Source organism: Pusillimonas sp. SM2304, from assembly GCF_031628915.1.
Taxonomy (GTDB): domain Bacteria; phylum Pseudomonadota; class Gammaproteobacteria; order Burkholderiales; family Burkholderiaceae_B; genus Pusillimonas_C.
In genome coordinates this window covers 1-17,281 of the sequence record NZ_JAVLUJ010000001.1, presented here as the reverse complement: position 1 = coordinate 17,281, position 17,281 = coordinate 1, and the positions used below count along the sequence as shown (strand labels likewise).

Sequence of the window (17,281 nt, the reverse complement as noted above, 5' to 3'; positions counted from 1 at the left end):
TGAGCCGAGAATAAGCATGAACACCATCACCATACTGCTACTGACCTTTATTCTTTCCGTTACCGGCCTATTTGTTTTCATCTGGTCCTTGCGCAAGCATCTGTTCGACGACAATCCCGCGGCTGCCAATGTGATCTTCCTGGAAGGCGAGATTGGCAAGGTCGAGGAGCCGGCGGCCACGCAAGCCCAGCATCGTGCCTTGCAAAGCATGGTGGACGCGACCCACGCGCCCTTGCCCGACGCGGGTCGCGAAGCGCGGATGCAGGCCGAATTGGCCGATCGCGTCTTGGCCGACCAGTCGACCAAGTACGTGACCTTTGTGTTCTTGTCCTGTGCGGTGGTGTGGCTGATCTTCGCTTCCGCCGCCGGACTGATCAGCTCTATCAAGCTGCACCAGCCCGACTTCCTGACGGAATACGCCTGGCTCACCTTTGGCCGCATACGCACCTTGCACTTGAACGCGGTGGCGTATGGCTGGGCGCCGATGGCCGCCTTCGGCATTGCCATCTGGACCTTGCCGCGCCTGCTGAAAACCGAGCTTATGGGCGGACGCTTTGCCTTGCTGGGCGCCATGCTGTGGAACGCAGCGCTGATTGCGGGGCTGGGCAGCATTGCCGCGGGTTTCAACGACGGCCTGGAATGGCTGGAGATCCCCTGGCAGATCGATATTCTGTTCGTGGTGGGCGGGGCGCTGATCGGCTTGCCGCTGGTATTCACCCTGCAGAACCGGAAGGTGGAACACCTATACGTGTCAATCTGGTACATGGGGGCGGCGCTGTTCTGGTTTCCCATCCTGTTTCTGGTGGGCAATCTGCCGGGCGTGCACTTTGGCGTTGAGGGAGCCACCATGAACTGGTGGTTCGGGCACAACGTGCTGGGGCTGTTCTACACGCCGGTGGCACTGGCTTCGGTGTATTACTTCCTGCCCAAGATCATTGGCCGGCCGATCCAGTCTTACAACCTGTCCCTGCTGGGCTTCTGGGCCCTGGCTTTTTTCTATGGGCAGGTGGGCGGGCACCATCTGGTGGGCGGGCCGGTGCCCAGTTGGCTGATTACGCTGTCCATCGTGCAAAGCATCATGATGATCGTGCCGGTGCTGGCTTTTTCCGTCAATCAGCACCTGACCATGCGCCATCACTTCAAGACGCTGATCTACTCGCCCACGCTGCGGTTCATTGTATTGGGCGGCATGATGTATACGCTCAGCTCGGTGCAGGGCTCTTTCGAGGCGCTGCGCAGCATCAATACCGTGACGCACTTCACGCACTTTACCGTCGCGCATGCGCACCTGGGCCTGTATGGCTTCTTTTCGCTGGTGATGTTCGGCGCCATTTATTTTGTGATGCCCCGCGTGATGTCGTGGGAATGGCCCTATCCGAAACTGATTGCGCTGCACTTCTGGCTGGTCGTGGCCGGCTTCAGCATCTACTTCGTGGGCCTGTCCATCGGCGGCTGGCTCCAGGGCGTGGCCATGCTGGACGCCTCGCGGTCCTTCATGGAATCTGTGCAGGTGACTATCCCCTATCTTGAAAGCCGCTCGGTGGGCGGCGCCCTGATGACGCTGGGGCATGTGGTGTTCGCAGGCCACTTTGTGGTCATGGCGCTTCGTTATGGCCGCAAGCGGGTCGGCCCGGCCCTGTTTCACAAGCGATCGGGCGGCGGCAGCCCGCCGGCGGTAGCAGCGGCGGAGGCCTGATCATGGAAAGCGAATACAAACTTCTGGGCGGCGCCATGGTAACCCTGGCGCTGGCGACGGCGACCCTGGTGATTGTGCCGTATCTGCAGCTGTCGGACGTGCAGCCTTCGGAAGGCTTGAAGGAATACACGTCGGTGCAATTGCGCGGGCGGCAGCAATATATCCAGAATGGCTGTGTGTATTGCCACACCCAGCAGCCCAGGGCGCAATCGCAGGCGCCGGATTTCAAGCGCGGCTGGGGGCGCGCGCCGGTCGCGGGCGATTATTTCTACGACCATCCGCACCTGCTGGGCACCATGCGTACCGGGCCGGACCTGCTCAATATCGGCGCGCGCCAGCCCAGCGCCGACTGGAATCTTGGGCATCTGTACCAGCCGCGCGCCTACACGCCGGGCAGCATCATGCCTGCCTATCCCTATCTGTTCGAGGTCAAGGACAAAGCCGAAGAGGGCGATAAGGTCGTGAACCTGCCGCCCGGCTATGCGCCGGTGGGACAGGTTGTGGTGGCGCGTCCCGAGGCCCTGGATCTGGTGGCCTACCTGCTTGCGCTGGACCGCACTTACCCCGTCAAGCCGCCGCCCGATGAGGGACGCTAGGCGGAGCCGAGGCGGCCGCGGGTGTGCGGGCGGCCCGGTAGTGCAATGAGTTGCAGGAGAACAGCATGTCAGATCGATCAAAGAAAATGGAAGCCCAGCAGCGAGAGATGCCCGAGCCCTATGAAGGCAACCGGCCTATCCCCTGGCTGGTGATAGCGCTGGTGAGCGCGGTGTTTGCCTGGGCAGTGGGCTATATCGGACTCACCCACCAGACCAATCCGCCCTCGTATGGGGACCGGCGCACGGCGCTGGATTTCAAGGTGGCGGCGCCCAGCGCGGGGGGCGTGGCCGATGGCGCGCAAATTTACACGGCGCAATGCCTGGCCTGTCACCAGGCGAGCGGCAAGGGCCTGCCGGGTGTGTTTCCGCCCCTGGCAGGCTCTGAATGGGTCACGGGCAAGGGGGCATTGACGGTGCAGATCGTGCTGCATGGCGTGACCGGCGAGCTGACCGTGGCGGGCACGGCCTACAACGGGATGATGCCCATGTTCAAGGACAAGCTGGACGATGGCCAGATTGCGGCGGTCATCAGCTATATACGCGGCAGCTTCGGCAACGCGGCCGCGCCCGTCGATGCGGCCACGGTTGCGTCTGAAAGGGCGGCCACGGCCGATCAGGCCCAGCCCTGGAATGGCGACGCCGACCTGGCCGGCATGAAGTAGGCCCCGGCATGCGCATGCTGCTGATGGTGTTGCTGGTTTCCTGCGCGGGCGTGGCGGGCATCTACCGTCAGACCGAGGGGTTCACGGTGCTGACCACCGAGGCCGCCCGCCGCGCCAGCGTCGTGCGCTCTCCGCGCGCCTTGCCCGATGCCTTGCTGCAAGGCCAGGACGGCCGGGCCACCACCTTGCTGCACAGTCTGCAAAGCGACGGCCGCCTGGCCGTGGTGAACTTCATGTACACGCGCTGTTTTTCGGTCTGCCTGGCGATGGGCGCCGAGCTGCAGCAGTTGCAGGCCGCCATCGAGCGCCAGGGGTTGCAGGATACCGTGCGTGTGTTGAGCATCAGTTTCGATCCGGCCGACACGCCGCAGCAACTGGCGCGCTATGCGCGAAGCATGCGGGCCGATGCGTCTGTCTGGCGCTTCGCCGTGGCGCCGCAGGCGACCCAGCGCCAAGCGCTGCTCGAAGCATTTGGCATCGTGGTGGTGCCCGCTCCGATGGGGCAATTCGAACACAACGCCGCCTACCATGTGGTGTCGCCCGACGGCAGGCTGCTGCGTATCGTTGATTTGGCCGAGACCGCTGCCGTGCTGGACTATGTTTCAAGGCGGGTGCCATGAACGCCGGCTTCCGGCTGCCGCGCGGGCCTGGGGCCTACCTGTGTGCCAGCCTGGTGCTGCTGGCCGTCGCCAGAAGCCTGGAAGGCGTCCTGACGCACACGATGGCGCGGCATATGCTGTTGCATATTCCCTTGGTTCTTTGCGCGGGCATTTTTGCCGGCGCCGCGCTTTGCACCGGCAGGCACCGCCGGGGCGCGCGCTGGCGGCGGGTGCGGGAAATGTATGGGAAATATAATGAACTGGGCGTGCCGGGCCTGTTGCTCGGCACGTTCGTGGCGGCTTACTGGATGATTCCCAAGTCGCTGGACGATGTCCTGTTGTTCCCCATGGCCAACGCGGGGAAGTATGCGGGGCTTTTTCTTGCCGGCATGGTTCTGTTCGACGCGCTGCGCCGGGCCAATAACGTGATCAAGCTGTTCTTCCTGGGAAATTTTTCATGGATGATGGCGATTGTGGGCCTGGTCTACCAGGAAGAAACCAGCCGCTTGTGCAACGTTTATTTGCTTGGCGACCAGGAAATCGCGGGCAGGGGACTGGTGGTGCTGGCGGTGGCCGTGCCGGTGGCATGGCTGTGGTCGGCGCGTAGCCGGGCGCGCCGCTTGCTGGCAAAATAGCCTACTGCGGCACACGATTCAAGGATGGATATGACTAAGCAAGATGCGGTTCAGGGTGTTTCAGGGTTTACGCGGCGCATGGGGCTGCTCGATCGCTTTCTGGCCGAGGCCGGGCGCGCCGTCCAGGTGCTCGATGGGTCCGTGCACGCGGGCCGCCCTAACCCCGCCGGCCGGCAGGAGTCGCTGGTCGAAGAGGCCGAGTCCTTGACCGAGGTGGAGCAAAAGCACGCCGCAGGGCTTATGCGGGTTAACCATGTGGGTGAAATATGCGCCCAGGCCTTGTATCGCGGACAGGCCTTATTTTGTCGCGACGCATCAATTCGGGGTTTGCTGCATCAGGCAGCGGCCGAAGAGGTCGACCACCTGGTCTGGTGCCGCGAACGCCTGGGCGAGCTGCGCAGCCGTCCCAGTCTGCTGAATCCCCTATGGTATGCGGGCTCGTTTTCGCTCGGGGTGCTGGCCAGCCGCGCCGGCGTCGCGAAAAACCTGGGCTTCATGGCCGAAACCGAAAGGCAGGTCGAGCAACATCTGGATAAGCATCTTACTGATCTGCCCTTGGCGGATGCCCGCTCCCGTAGTATCGTAGAACAAATGCGCGACGACGAGATCAGCCATCGCACTACGGCGGAAGTCAACGGCGCGCAAAAGCTTGCCAAGCCCGTACGGCTCGTCATGAAGGCCATGTCCAAGATCATGACCACAACGGCCTACCGGATTTAAGCGGGCAGGCGCGTATTTGTAACAACATGAAGGTTTTAGGGTTAATGCTTAAATACAAGAAGCCGGTTTTATGGCTGGCTTCGTGTTAAAAAAGCCACAAAAAAGTACGGTTACAGTTTTCCTGAAGATTTATCTTGCAATGCACAAATAGGGACTATACAATTTAGTTATCGGATGTCGAAACGTGATTGCAAGGGAAAACCCCCGGTCACGCGGTCTCAAGCTTAAAGCTTTCGTAGCCCGGCATGCCAAGGTTGTCTCCTCCACCCTCCTCCTTTGGTGGATTTAGCCCGAGATCGTAAGATCTCGGGCTTTTTTTTGCCTTTTTTCGGATCGGGGGCTGATTTGGCTGCGGATCCGGGCCGAACCCGCCGGCAAAGCGCAGAAATTTCCATGATTCCAAGGCCGGCGGGGCCCGCAAAGTACACGTTTACCCTGGAAATGGAATAAAGTGCTTATTAGGCGGTGGCGCTCAGCAAATCCATGCTTTTTGTTGCGCTTATTACAACCACGGGGGCAATCTTGTTACAAGTGGAGCCGATAATGTCATTGCTTCCATTGCTTATAGGGATTTTGTGATTTCTCCTCAACTCTGGGAATCGTTCACCTGGTTTTATATCTGTATCGTGGCCTTCATGGTGGGCGGCCTTATCGTCGTATCAGAACGCTGGCACGGTGTATTCACCGGCGACTCCGATATGAAGAAACCGCAGGCGTCGCACGCCCGTGCGGCGCCGCGCGTTGGCGGCCTGGCGGTGGTGGCGGGCAGCCTGGCCGGCCTGCTGGTGCTCGGGCCCAGCAACATGACGCTGACCTGGCTGTGGCCCGTCTTGTTCATTGCGGCCATGCCCGTGTTCGTGGCCGGGCTGCTGGAAGACATCACCAAGGATGTGGGATCGGGCAAGCGGCTGCTTGCCGCATTCCTGTCCGCGGCGATCGCCTGGTGGCTGCTGGGCGGCGTGTCGCGCGTGGGCTTGTCGTGGGCGGACAGCATATTGTCGTTCTGGCCTGTGTCCCTGTTCTTCACCATGATCGCCGTGGGCGGCTGCACGCATGCGCTGAACATTGTCGACGGCATGAACGGGCTGGCGGGCATGATCGCCACGCTCATGGCCCTGTCGCTGGCGCTGGTGGCCTTGCAGGTGCAGGACATCCCCATTTTCCTGATCTCCGCCGCGCTGGCTTCGGCCACGCTGGGCTTTCTGGTCTGGAATTTTCCTTTCGGGCGGGTGTTCCTGGGCGATGGCGGCGCTTACTTCCTGGGTTTCATGCTGGCCGAGCTGGCGGTGCAACTGGTGGTGCGCAATCCCAGCGTGTCGCCGTTCTACGCCTTGGCCGTGCTGTTCTATCCCGTTTTTGAAACCCTGTTCTCGATCTGGCGGCGCCGCTTCAAGCGGGGTACGCCGGTCGACCAGCCCGACGCGCTGCACTTGCACCAACTGGTATTCCGGCGCCTGGTGCGCGTGACCTTCAGCCGTGACAGCCGGCATGCCGTGCCTGCGCTGTGCAATGCCATGACCTCGCCTTATCTGTGGGTGCTGGCCTTGATCGGCCTGGTGCCCGCCACGATCTGGTGGGATAACGCCTGGGCGCTGTGCGCCAGCCTGCTGGTCTTTTCGCTGGTGTATCTGTGGCTGTATTCGCGCCTGGTGTCGTGGCGCCGGCCTTCGTGGCTGTTGTTGCCCTCGATGGGGCGTGACAATCGCCGTAAATAGTATTCTTTTATAAAATCAGCTTCTTCTTATAGGCGCCATGCGCGGGAGATTCAACTTGCAAATTCAAGATGTGAAACTTGCAGTAGTCGGTTTGGGCTACGTAGGCCTGCCTCTGGCAGTGGAGTTCGGTAAAAAGCGTTCGGTATTGGGTTTCGATATCAACGCGCGGCGCATTGCCGAGCTGAAAAACGGGCAGGACCATACCCTCGAGGTGGACGCCGATGAGCTCGCCCAGGCGGCCCAACTGCGCTTCAGCAGCGAAGCCGAACACCTGGCAGAGGCCAATGTGTTCATCGTGACCGTGCCCACGCCTATCGACGAATACAAGCAACCCGACCTGACGCCGCTGATCCGCGCCAGCGAGACCATCGGAAAGGTGCTCAAGCGCGGCGATATCGTCATTTACGAATCGACGGTCTATCCGGGGGCGACGGAAGAAGACTGCGTCCCGGTGCTGGAACGTATCTCGGGCTTGCGCTTTAATGAAGACTTCTTCGCGGGCTACAGCCCCGAGCGCATCAATCCGGGCGACAAGGCGCACCGGGTGTCCACCATCAAGAAGGTCACCTCGGGGTCCACGCCCGAAGTCGCCGATCTGGTCGACGAACTATACGGCCAGATCATCGTGGCCGGCACCCACAAGGCCTCATCCATACGCGTGGCCGAGGCCGCCAAGGTCATTGAGAACACACAGCGCGACGTCAACATCGCCCTGATCAACGAGCTGGCGCTCATTTTCAACAAGCTGGGCATCGATACCCAGGCCGTGCTCGAGGCGGCCGGCACCAAATGGAACTTCCTGCCGTTCCGGCCGGGCCTGGTGGGCGGGCACTGCATTGGGGTGGATCCTTACTACCTGACGCACAAGGCTCAGTCCATTGGCTATCACCCCGAGATCATTCTGGCGGGGCGCCGCCTGAATGACTCCATGGGCGGCTATGTGGTGTCGCAACTGGTCAAGTGCATGACCAAGCAGCGCATTCAGGTGCAGGGGTCCAAGGTGCTGGTCATGGGGCTGGCCTTCAAGGAAAACTGCCCCGACCTGCGCAATACCCGTATTGTCGATATCGTCCAGGAATTGGGCGAATACAGCGTCGAGGTCGACGTCTACGACCCGTGGGTCGATGCCGAAGAGGCCGTTCATGAATACGGAATCGAGCTGATCGGCAAACCGTCGCCGGGCGCCTACGATGCCATTATCCTGGCTGTCGCGCACGAACAGTTCGTCGCTATGGGCAGCGACGCCATCCGTGGCTTGGGCAAGTCCCAGCATGTGCTGTACGACCTTAAATACGTGCTGCCCGCCAACGAGTCCGATCTGCGTCTGTAGGGCGCGGTCGGGTCGCGTTTGTTGGTTGGTTCAAACAGAAGGGTTTTTATATGAACACACGATATCAGGAAGTCACGGCAAGTCTGCAAACAGAGCCCAAGGTGTGGCTGGTTACGGGCTGCGCGGGGTTCATCGGATCCAATCTGCTCGAAGCCTTGCTGCTCATGGGGCAGAAGGTGGTCGGCCTGGATAATTTCGCAACCGGCCACCGCTACAACCTGGATGAAGTCCAGAAGGCGGTCAGCGCGGAGCAATGGGCCAACTTCACCTTTCATGAAGGCGATATCCGCGATGCGGACACCTGCCGGCAGGCGGTCAAGGGCGTCAACCACGTCCTGCACCAGGCCGCGCTGGGGTCGGTGCCCCGCTCTTTAAAAGATCCCGTGACCACCAACAGCGTCAATATCGACGGCTTTCTGAACATGCTGGTGGCGGCGCGCGACGAAGAAGTGCAGTCCTTTGTCTACGCCGCGTCCAGCTCGACCTACGGCGACCACGAAGCCCTGCCCAAAGTCGAAGACCGCATCGGCCGTCCCCTGTCGCCTTATGCGGTGACCAAGTACGTGAACGAACTGTATGCCGATGTCTTCACACGGGCCTATGGTTTTGGCAGCGTGGGCTTGCGCTACTTCAATGTGTTCGGCAAGCGGCAGGACCCGAATGGCGCGTATGCCGCCGTGATTCCCAAGTGGATTGCGGCCATGATACGCGGCGAAGATGTCGTGGTGAACGGCGATGGCGAAACCAGCCGGGATTTCTGCTTCATCGACAATGTGGTCCAGGCCAATATCCTGGCCTCCCTGGCGCAGCCGGAAGGCGTGAACCAGGTATACAACGTGGCCTTCAATGCGCGCACCAGCCTGAACGAACTGTTCGAGTATCTTGCGCAAGCGCTGGGCAATAACGGCATTGTCTACGACAAGCCGCCTGTTTACGCCGACTTCCGCGCCGGGGATGTGCGGCATTCGCAGGCCGACATCAGCAAGGCCAGGCAGTTGCTCGGCTACGAGCCCATGCATAGCATCGTGCAGGGGCTAGAGGTCTCCATGCCCTGGTATACGCAATTCTTGCGTTAACTTGAAAACGTTAAAGCAGCGGCTCTCCAACCTGCACGCCGACCACCGGCGCATCGCCCAAGGGGCGATGCGGGTTGCGTTCTTCCTGCTGCTGGGCAAGGCGGCAGGCGCGTTCAAGGAAATGGCGGTGGCCTACCGCTATGGGGTCAGCGATGCGGTCGACGCATACCAGTTCACCATGGTCATGGCGAACTGGCTGCCGGTGACCATCGTCGGGGCGCTGTCGGTGGTGCTGATCCCGGTGCTGGTGCGCACCCGCTACGAAGACCGGGCCAGCCGGTCCCGCTTCCTGGGCGAGCTGCAGGGCTGGATCATCGCCGGCGGCACGGTGCTGGCGGTCGCCACGTATATCGCCTGGCCCTGGGTGCTGGCGTGGGGCGGCGGTGGCCTGCCCGAGCCCGCGCGGCGCATGAGCGGCGACCTGTTGTTCGCTTTTGCGCCCGCAGCGCTGCTGACCTTGATGACCGGCCTGAGCGCAGCCAGGCTGCGTGCCCACGAGCGCCATATCAATACGCTGCTGGACAGCGTGCCGGCCATTGTCATCCTGGTCTGGGTGCTGCTGGCGGCCACAGTCAATGATGTGGGGCCTTTGCTATGGGGGACGCTGGTCGGTTATGCCATTCAGTCGGCCTGGCTGCTGTGGCTCGCTTCCAAGGCCGATGGCATGTGGGGCAGGCCGCGCCTGGGACTGAGCTCGCACCAGTGGCCCGATCTGGTCAAGGCGGCGGGCGTCATGCTGGTGGGGCAGGTGGCCATGAGCTTTGTCGGCCCCATCGATCAATATACAGCCGCCAATCTGGGCGCCAACGCCAACTCGACCCTGGGCTATGCCAGCCGCCTGCTGTCGCTGCTGCTGGGCGTGGGCGCGGCGTCGGTCGGCCGCGCCGCCTTGCCCGTGCTGGCCGACATTCAGGCGCGCGGCGACCGGGCGCGCGCGCGCGCCACTGCGCTCAAGTGGTCGGTGCTCATGCTGGCGGCCGGCGCCGGGGTCACGGCGGTGGGCTGGCTGCTGGCGCCCTGGGGCGTGGCCCTCTTGTTCGAGCGGGGGGCATTCACCGCCGACGATACGATGAGGGTGGCCCAGGTGTTGCGCTGGGGCTTGCTGCAGATGCCGTTTTATTTTGGCGTGTTGATCCTGGTGCAGTTGCTGGCCAGTCAGAACCGCTACCGCATCATGGCGGCCATCGCGGTGGGCAATTTCATCATGAAAGCGGCCATGAATCATGTGCTTGCCCCCGTCATGGGTCCGGCGGGCATTATGCTGGCGACCAGCATCATGTACGCTTCATCTTACGCCTGCTATGTCATGGTGGCGCTGCGGCCCGTCCAGGCCGCGCCATCATCTCCTTAATGCTATGGAAACAGGTATTGCTTTGAGTTATTCATCCGTACAACCGCATTTGCTGATGGTCATCCACTCTTTGAGCGGGGGCGGGGCAGAGCGTGTTGCCGCCGATTTAAGCGCTTACTGGGTGCAGCGCGGCTACAAGGTCACCCTGGTCACGCAGGCCGACGCCAGCACCGATGCGTATCCCCTGCATGCGGACGTCAAGCGGTATGCCCTGGGTACGGCGGCGCCCAGCTCGGGGCGGCTCAGCGCGGCCCTGGCCAATATCAGGCGCGTGTGGCGCCTGCGCCGGCTGATCAAGCGCGAGCGTCCCACCGTCGTGCTGGGCATGATGACGACCTCGTCCGTGCTGGCGGTGGTGGCCGCGCGCGGTCAGCCCTGCCGCGTGATTGCCACCGAGCACACGCACCCGCCTTCACAAGAGTTGTCGGAAATGTGGCTGCGGCTGCGCCGTTGGGCGTATCCGCAGGCCGCCGCAGTGGTTGCCCTGACGTCGGGCACGGCTGAATGGCTGGCGCGGCATGTCCCGGGCTCGCGGTTGACGGTCATTCCGAATGCGGTGCGCTGGCCACTGGAGAGCACCGAACCGGTGATCGAGCCGCCGCCGCGGCAAGGACGCTACCGCATCCTGGCGGTGGGACGCCTGCATCCGCACAAGGGCTTCGATCTGCTCATACGCGCTTTCCGCGAGATTGCGGGCCACTTCCCCGATTGGGACCTGGTGATCCTGGGCGAGGGCGACTGCCGCGGCGAGCTCCAGGCCCAGATCGATGACGCAGACCTGGCGGCGCGCATCAGCATGCCGGGCCGGGTCGGCAACGTGGCCGACTGGTATGTGCAGTCCGACCTATACGTGCTCAGTTCGCGCGTCGAGGGCTTGTCCAATACCTTGCTGGAGGCCATGGCCAGCGGCTTGGCGCCGGTTGCCTTCGACTGCGAGACGGGCCCGCGCGAGATCATACGCAATGGCATAGACGGGGTGCTGGTGAGCCCGGCAGACGATAACGAAGCCTTGGCCGCCCACTTGTCCGACATGATGGCGCATCCCGAGCAACGCGAGGCTTATGCCCGGCGCGCCGTCGATGTGCGCGACCGGTTTTCCACAACCCGGGTCATGGCGTTGTGGGGCAATTTGTTTGAAGTGCATTGACGCTCTCACGGGCGCGCAGGCAAAAGCGAGCAGACTATGTGTGGCGTGGTTGGAATCTGGGGCGGCCTGAGCGATAAACAGGCAATTATTCAAGGCGGGTGCGCGCGCATGCGCCATCGCGGGCCCGACAGCGAAGGATACTGGGAGGACGAGGCCGCGGGCCTGGCCCTGGGGCATGTCCGGCTGGCCATTCTTGACCTGACTCCCGCCGGGCATCAGCCCATGGTGTCCGCCTGCGGGCGCTTCGTGCTGGTGTTGAACGGCGAAATCTACAATCATCTTGACTTGCGCGTCCAGCTTGAGGCGCAGGGGGCGGCGCCCGCCTGGCGCGGCCATTCCGATACCGAGACCGTGCTGGCGGGTTTCGCGGCCTGGGGCATACAGAAAACGCTGGAAGCCGCCACCGGGATGTTTGCCATGGCCTTGTGGGACCGCCAGGCGCGCAGCCTGGCGCTGATGCGCGACCGCATGGGCGAGAAGCCGCTTTACCTGGGCTATGTGAACGGCAATTTCGTTTTTGCCTCTGAGCTCAAGGCCTTGACCGGCATTCCCGGCTTCAACAAGGATATCGACCGCAGGGCCTTGTCCTTGCTGATGCGGCACAACTATATTCCCGCCCCGTTCAGTATTTACCAGGCCATCGGCAAGCTGGAACCGGGTACTTGGCTGGAACTGTCGGAGCAGGATCTGCAGCAACGCGTCCTGCCACAGGCGCGGGCGTACTGGTCCGCCCATCAGGTCAGCCGGCAGGCGCGGAACGATGCCTTATCGTTCGACACAGACAGCCAGGCGGTCGATGCGCTGGAAGCCGTCCTGACGACGGCGGTCAAGGGCCAGATGATTTCCGACGTGGATCTGGGCGCTTTTTTATCCGGTGGCATTGACTCGTCCATCGTGGTGGCGCTGATGCAGAAAAACAATGCCCAGCCGGTCAGGACATTTTCCATCGGCTTTGACGACCCCGCCTTCAACGAGGCCGAGCACGCCAAGGCCGTGGCGGCGCATCTGCGCACCTCGCATACCGAGTTGTACGTCAGCGCCGGCGATGCCCTGGATGTCGTGCCGGGGCTGGCAGGCCTGTATGACGAGCCTTTTGCCGATTCGTCGCAGATCCCCACGGTGCTGGTCACGCGCATGGCGCGCCGGCATGTGACGGTCGCGCTGTCGGGTGATGGCGGCGACGAACTGTTTGGCGGCTATTCGCGCTATGTTCGGGCCCAGCGCTGGTGGGACAAGCGGCAAGCGGTGCCGGGCGGGCTGCGGTCCCCCTTGGGCGCGGTGGTCCGCGCCGGGGCGCGGTGGCTGCCGCAGGGGCATCGCCGCGACCAGTTCGAGAAGCTGGCCGAGGTCCTGGGCGCCGCGCACGAAGGCGAGTTCTACCGGCAGTTTGTGTCCTACTGGAAAGATCCGGCCCAGGTGGTGGTGGGGGCCCAGACGCCCGCGACGCGATTCGATGAAGCGTCGGCACAGGGCCTGTTCGAGCGCATGATGCTGCTGGACGCCGTCACCTACTTGCCCGACGACATCCTGGTGAAAGTCGACCGGGCCGCCATGGCAAGCAGCCTGGAAACACGCGTCCCCATGATCGATCATCGGGTCTTCGAGTTTGCGCAGCGCTTGCCGCTGGACTACAAGCGGCGCGATGGGCAGGGAAAATGGCTGCTGCGCCAACTGCTGTACCGCCACGTGCCGCGCGCGATGGTGGACCGTCCTAAAAAAGGCTTCTCCGTGCCCATGGCCGCCTGGCTGCGCGGGCCCTTGCAAGACTGGGCCGGGGCCTTGCTGGACCCCATCCGCCTGCGGCGCGATGGTCTTTTTCACGACGAGCCTATTGTGCGCAAGTGGACGGAGCATCAGGCGGGCAAGCATGACTGGAGTACGCATTTATGGAGCGTGCTGATGACGCAGGCGTGGCTGGATAAAATGGACGAAACCGAGACGAGGCCGACATGAAGATCCTGTTTTTTGTGAGCTCCATGCATGCGGGGGGCGCCGAGCGTGTGGCGGCGACCCTGGCCAGCGCCTGGGCGCGCCGGGGCGATACCGTGACGCTGGTGCCCACTTATACCGGCAGGGGCAGTTGCTTCTATCCCCTGAATGCGGCGGTGCGTCTTGAGTGGCTGGCTGACCGCATGGGCTGGCTGGGCCGCAAAGCGTGGCCGCCGCTCAGCAAGTGGTTCGCCATCCGGCGGCTGGTCCGCGAAACGCGGCCTGATGTCATTGTGTCCTTCCTGACCAATGTCAACGTGGTGGTCCTGTTTGCCACCCGGGGCATGGGGGTGCCTGTGCTTGTGTGCGAAAGGACCAACCCCGCGCACAGCACCAGTGCGGGGAAACTGCTGCAGCGCTTGCGGCGCATGGCCTACCCCTGGGCGGCCCGGGTGGTGCTGCAATCGCAGGACAGCGTCCAGGCTTTCCAGCAGTTGGTGCCCGGCATTCAGCAACTGGATGTGGTGCCCAACCCCTTGCCGCCCGATCTGCTGGACCTTGGCCTTGCGCCGGTCCAGCCTTCGGCCCCGTCTTCGGCGCCGGCGGGCCGTAAACAACTGATGGCCATGGGGCGTTTGGTGGCGTTCAAGCGCTTCGATGCGCTGATTCAGGTTTTCTCTGCCTTGGCGGGCGATTATCCCGATTGGGATCTGACGATTTGGGGGGAAGGCCCGGATCGCCAGGCCCTTGAGCAGCAAGTGCGCGACGCCGGCCTGGCTTCCCGCATCTTCTTGCCGGGGCGCACCAGCCAGCCCTGGGAAGAACTGGGCCGTGCCGATATCTTTGCCATGACGTCCCAGGTAGAGGGGTTTCCCAATGTTTTGCTTGAGGCCATGGCATTGGGGCGCGCCTGCGTGACCGTCGATTGCCCCAGTGGTCCGCGCGAAATGAGCCAGGACGGCAAATATGCCCTGCTGGTTCCGCTGGGGGACCATCGCGCACTGGTCGCCGCGGTAGCGCAGTTGATGGATGACGCCACCCTGCGCGATGTGATGGGCAGGCATGCCGCTGCGTCGGTCCGCGAGCGCTACGGCTTGCCGCAGGTGCTGGACCAATGGGATGCGCTGTTCGAGGGCGCGGCACAGCCGGTCCGGCAGGGCGAGCTTGCATGACCCGGGCCGATGATACCTCGCTGAGTGTCGTCCACATCATCTCCGGCCTGGGCCTGGGCGGCGCGGAAACAGTCTTGCACCGCTTGGCGACAGCGCCGGACCAGGCGGCGCGCCATTGCGTCATTTCCATGGGGACCGAGGGGGTGTTCGGCCCCCGGCTGCGCGAAGCGGGCATACGGGTCTATGCGCTCCAGATGCAAAGTCCCCTTGGCTTTGTCAAAGGTTTGTGGGGCATGCACAAGCTGCTGCGCAAACTGAAGCCCGACGTGGTGCAGACGTGGATGTATCACGCGGACCTGATCGGCGGGCTGGTGGCCCGTCTGGCCGGTATCAGGGCGGTCTGCTGGGGGATACGAAACTCGGGCGCGGATCTGCATAAAAGCAGTTTGTCGGCGCGCGCGCTGTCGTGGCTGTGCGCCCGCACATCGTCCCTGATTCCGGCTGTCATTGTGTCGTGCGCCGAAAGCGCCGCAAGACGCCATCAGGTATGGGGCTATCGGGCTGACCGCATGCGCGTCATTCCCAATGGCTACGACCTGTCGCGCTGGCAGGTCGATGATGCGGCCCGCCGGCAGGTCCGCGCGCAGTGGGGCGTATCGGCCGACACGCCGGTCATCGGCAGCGTGGCGCGCTGGAATCCGCTGAAGGATCACGAGAATCTCCTGGCTGCGCTGGCTATCAGTCTGCGCAGTCATCCAGCCCTGCGCTGTGTATTGATCGGCCACGGCATGGAGGCGTCGAATCCGGAGCTGTCGGCGCTGCTGGACCGCCATGGGGTGCGCGAGCAGGTGATCTTGCTGGGACGCCGCGATGATGTGCCGGCGCTGATGAACGGGCTGGATATCCATGTCCTGTCCAGCCGGGCCGAAGGCTTTCCGAATGTGGTCGCCGAGGCGATGGCCAGCGGGGTGGCTTGTGTGGTGACGGATGTTGGCGATGCGGCGATGATGGTCAACGATGCGCGGGCCGTGGCGCCGGCGCAGGATCCGCAGGCCTTGTCCCGGGCCATTGATGCGGCCGTGTCCGGGCTGGGCACGCCTGGCCATGCGGCGCGTGTGCAGCGTGGCCGCGAGCGGGTGGGCCAGATGTTCAGCCTGGACGCCATGGTGCGCAACTATCTCAAGGTATGGCGCAGCGTGGCCGGGCCGGGCAAGCAGGCCGCCGCCCGCCGCCTGCTGTTTGTGGTGAATAACCCGGCTTTCTTCCTGTCGCATCGCCTGCCCTTGGCGCTGGCGGCCCAGCAGGCGGGCTTCGATGTGCATGTGGCCACCATGGATGGCCCATCGGTATCCAGGATCGTGGGGCAGGGGCTGGCTCACCACGTGCTGCCGATGTCCCGCAGCGGAAAGAATCCGATCCAGGAGCTACGCAGCATTTACGCGATGTGGCGTCTGTTCCGGCGCCTGCGGCCGGACATCGTGCATGCGGTGACGATCAAGCCTGTGTTGTACGGTGGCATTGCCGCAAGGCTGGCGGGCGTCCCAGCGTATGTGGCGGCGATTTCGGGGCTGGGATTCATTTTCACGCGGCCTGTGCAGGGGTTTGATTTTCTGCGCACGGCGGCGACGATGTTGTATCGCCTGGCGCTGGGGCACCGCAACAGCCGGGTGATTTTCCAGAATACGAATGACCGCGATGTGCTGCGCCAGGCGGGGGTCGTGCGGCCCGAGCAGGCGGTATTGGTCCGCGGCTCCGGCGTCGATCTGGAGGGCTTCAGCATGGTGCCCGAGCCGGCGGGGCCGCCGGTCGCGATTATGGCGGCGCGGCTGCTGGCCGATAAGGGGGTCAGGGAGTTCGTGGATGCCGCGCGGCTGGCCGCGGGCGATGCCAGCGGTTTGCGGTGGCGCTTGGTGGGCAGCCCTGATCCGGGCAATCCGGCCAGCATGACGCCGGATCAGCTTGCGCAATGGCGGCAGGAAGGGGTGGTGGAGTGTCTGGGCGAGCGCAATGATGTGGCGCAGCTTTATCAGCAGGCGCATATTGTGGTGCTGCCGTCGTACCGCGAGGGTTTGCCCAAGTCGCTGGTCGAGGCGGCCGCTTGCGGACGCGCGGTGGTGACGACGGATGTGCCGGGCTGCAGGGATGCCATTACGCCGGGCGTAACGGGTGTGCTGGTGCCGGTGCAGGATGCACGGGCGCTGGCGGATGCGGTGCTGGATCTGGCGCGCGATGAGGATCGCAGGCGGGCTATGGGGCGGGCGGGACGTGAGCTGGCTGAGGGCGAGTTCGATATTCGGAAGATTGCCCAGGTGCATCTGGATTTGTATGCGAGTTTGCTGGGGGCTGGCCGGTAACGTGCCCTTGGGGATGTCTCTGGATTCTCTTTTTGTGTTCTTGTGCCATAGCTTGCCTTCTTCAAAACAATCAGAGGCTTAAACACAAAATTTAGGACGCTCTCGATTATGGATACTCTTATGGTTCAGGTTTTTTAAGACGGCCTGCCGGGTGCTTGCGGGGTAGCCGGGCTTCCGTGCCCCGGTCCTGCTGCGCAGGACTGCCCGCGTCAATCCTGGCTGGCCGGGCGGTCGCAATGGAATGGACGCCCCTACTCGTAACGGCATCAATGTGCCAAAGTGGAGGTGTTGCACAACCACTTGAACCGAGAGGAGCGTCCACCATGAAGATTACAACTATCGGCATTGACTTGGCAAAG

The 17,281-nt window shown here is 63.1% G+C and carries 14 protein-coding genes and 1 pseudogene; all 15 read left to right on the top strand.

What is annotated here, in order from left to right:
- The first annotated feature begins 16 nt into the window (after positions 1–16).
- Complete coding sequence (locus RE432_RS00075; protein WP_310931175.1) at positions 17–1,696, top strand: cbb3-type cytochrome c oxidase subunit I; 1,680 nt, start codon at positions 17–19, stop codon at positions 1,694–1,696.
- A gap of 2 nt (positions 1,697–1,698) precedes the next feature.
- Complete coding sequence (locus RE432_RS00070; RefSeq protein WP_310931174.1) at positions 1,699–2,292, top strand: cbb3-type cytochrome c oxidase subunit II; 594 nt, start codon at positions 1,699–1,701, stop codon at positions 2,290–2,292.
- Positions 2,293–2,357: 65 nt separating this feature from the next.
- Positions 2,358–2,954, top strand: coding sequence for a cytochrome c (locus RE432_RS00065; RefSeq protein WP_310931173.1), 597 nt, complete (start codon positions 2,358–2,360; stop codon positions 2,952–2,954).
- A gap of 8 nt (positions 2,955–2,962) precedes the next feature.
- Positions 2,963–3,574, top strand: coding sequence for an SCO family protein (locus RE432_RS00060; RefSeq protein ID WP_310931172.1), 612 nt, complete (start codon positions 2,963–2,965; stop codon positions 3,572–3,574).
- Complete coding sequence (locus RE432_RS00055; protein ID WP_310931171.1) at positions 3,571–4,188, top strand: hypothetical protein; 618 nt, start codon at positions 3,571–3,573, stop codon at positions 4,186–4,188. Before RE432_RS00060 ends, RE432_RS00055 begins: the two co-directional genes overlap by 4 nt.
- A 30-nt stretch (positions 4,189–4,218) precedes the next feature.
- On the top strand, positions 4,219–4,908 hold the full coding sequence (gene coq7, locus RE432_RS00050) for a 2-polyprenyl-3-methyl-6-methoxy-1,4-benzoquinone monooxygenase (protein WP_310931170.1): 690 nt from the start codon (positions 4,219–4,221) through the stop codon (positions 4,906–4,908).
- Positions 4,909–5,543: 635 nt separating this feature from the next.
- Positions 5,544–6,623, top strand: a complete 1,080-nt coding sequence (locus tag RE432_RS00045; protein WP_310932985.1) for a glycosyltransferase — start codon at positions 5,544–5,546, stop codon at positions 6,621–6,623.
- 55 nt (positions 6,624–6,678) lie between these two features.
- Entirely contained in the window at positions 6,679–7,953 is a 1,275-nt protein-coding gene (gene tviB / locus RE432_RS00040) for a Vi polysaccharide biosynthesis UDP-N-acetylglucosamine C-6 dehydrogenase TviB (protein ID WP_310931169.1), read from the top strand.
- A 50-nt stretch (positions 7,954–8,003) separates the two neighbouring features.
- The gene (locus tag RE432_RS00035; RefSeq protein ID WP_310931168.1) at positions 8,004–9,029 is read left to right on the top strand and encodes an SDR family oxidoreductase; all 1,026 of its coding nucleotides are present in this window, start codon (positions 8,004–8,006) and stop codon (positions 9,027–9,029) included.
- A gap of 1 nt (position 9,030) precedes the next feature.
- A complete protein-coding gene (gene murJ / locus RE432_RS00030) occupies positions 9,031–10,380 on the top strand; it encodes a lipid II flippase MurJ (protein ID WP_310931167.1) in 1,350 nt (449 codons plus the stop codon).
- Between the two features lie 55 nt (positions 10,381–10,435).
- Positions 10,436–11,527, top strand: coding sequence for a glycosyltransferase family 4 protein (locus RE432_RS00025; RefSeq protein ID WP_409079795.1), 1,092 nt, complete (start codon positions 10,436–10,438; stop codon positions 11,525–11,527).
- Positions 11,528–11,563: 36 nt separating this feature from the next.
- Complete coding sequence (gene asnB, locus RE432_RS00020) at positions 11,564–13,480, top strand: asparagine synthase (glutamine-hydrolyzing) (protein WP_310931165.1); 1,917 nt, start codon at positions 11,564–11,566, stop codon at positions 13,478–13,480.
- Positions 13,477–14,628: a glycosyltransferase family 4 protein gene (locus RE432_RS00015; protein ID WP_310931164.1), complete on the top strand. Its 1,152-nt coding sequence runs from the start codon at positions 13,477–13,479 to the stop codon at positions 14,626–14,628. The genes asnB and RE432_RS00015 overlap by 4 nt, the downstream gene beginning before the upstream one ends.
- Positions 14,571–15,641, top strand: a pseudogene (locus RE432_RS00010) (glycosyltransferase); the annotation flags it as partial. The gene RE432_RS00015 and the pseudogene RE432_RS00010, both read left to right, overlap by 58 nt.
- Positions 15,642–15,731: 90 nt before the next feature.
- Positions 15,732–16,922, top strand: a complete 1,191-nt coding sequence (locus RE432_RS00005) for a glycosyltransferase family 4 protein (RefSeq protein WP_310932984.1) — start codon at positions 15,732–15,734, stop codon at positions 16,920–16,922.
- Positions 16,923–17,281 lie beyond the last annotated feature (359 nt).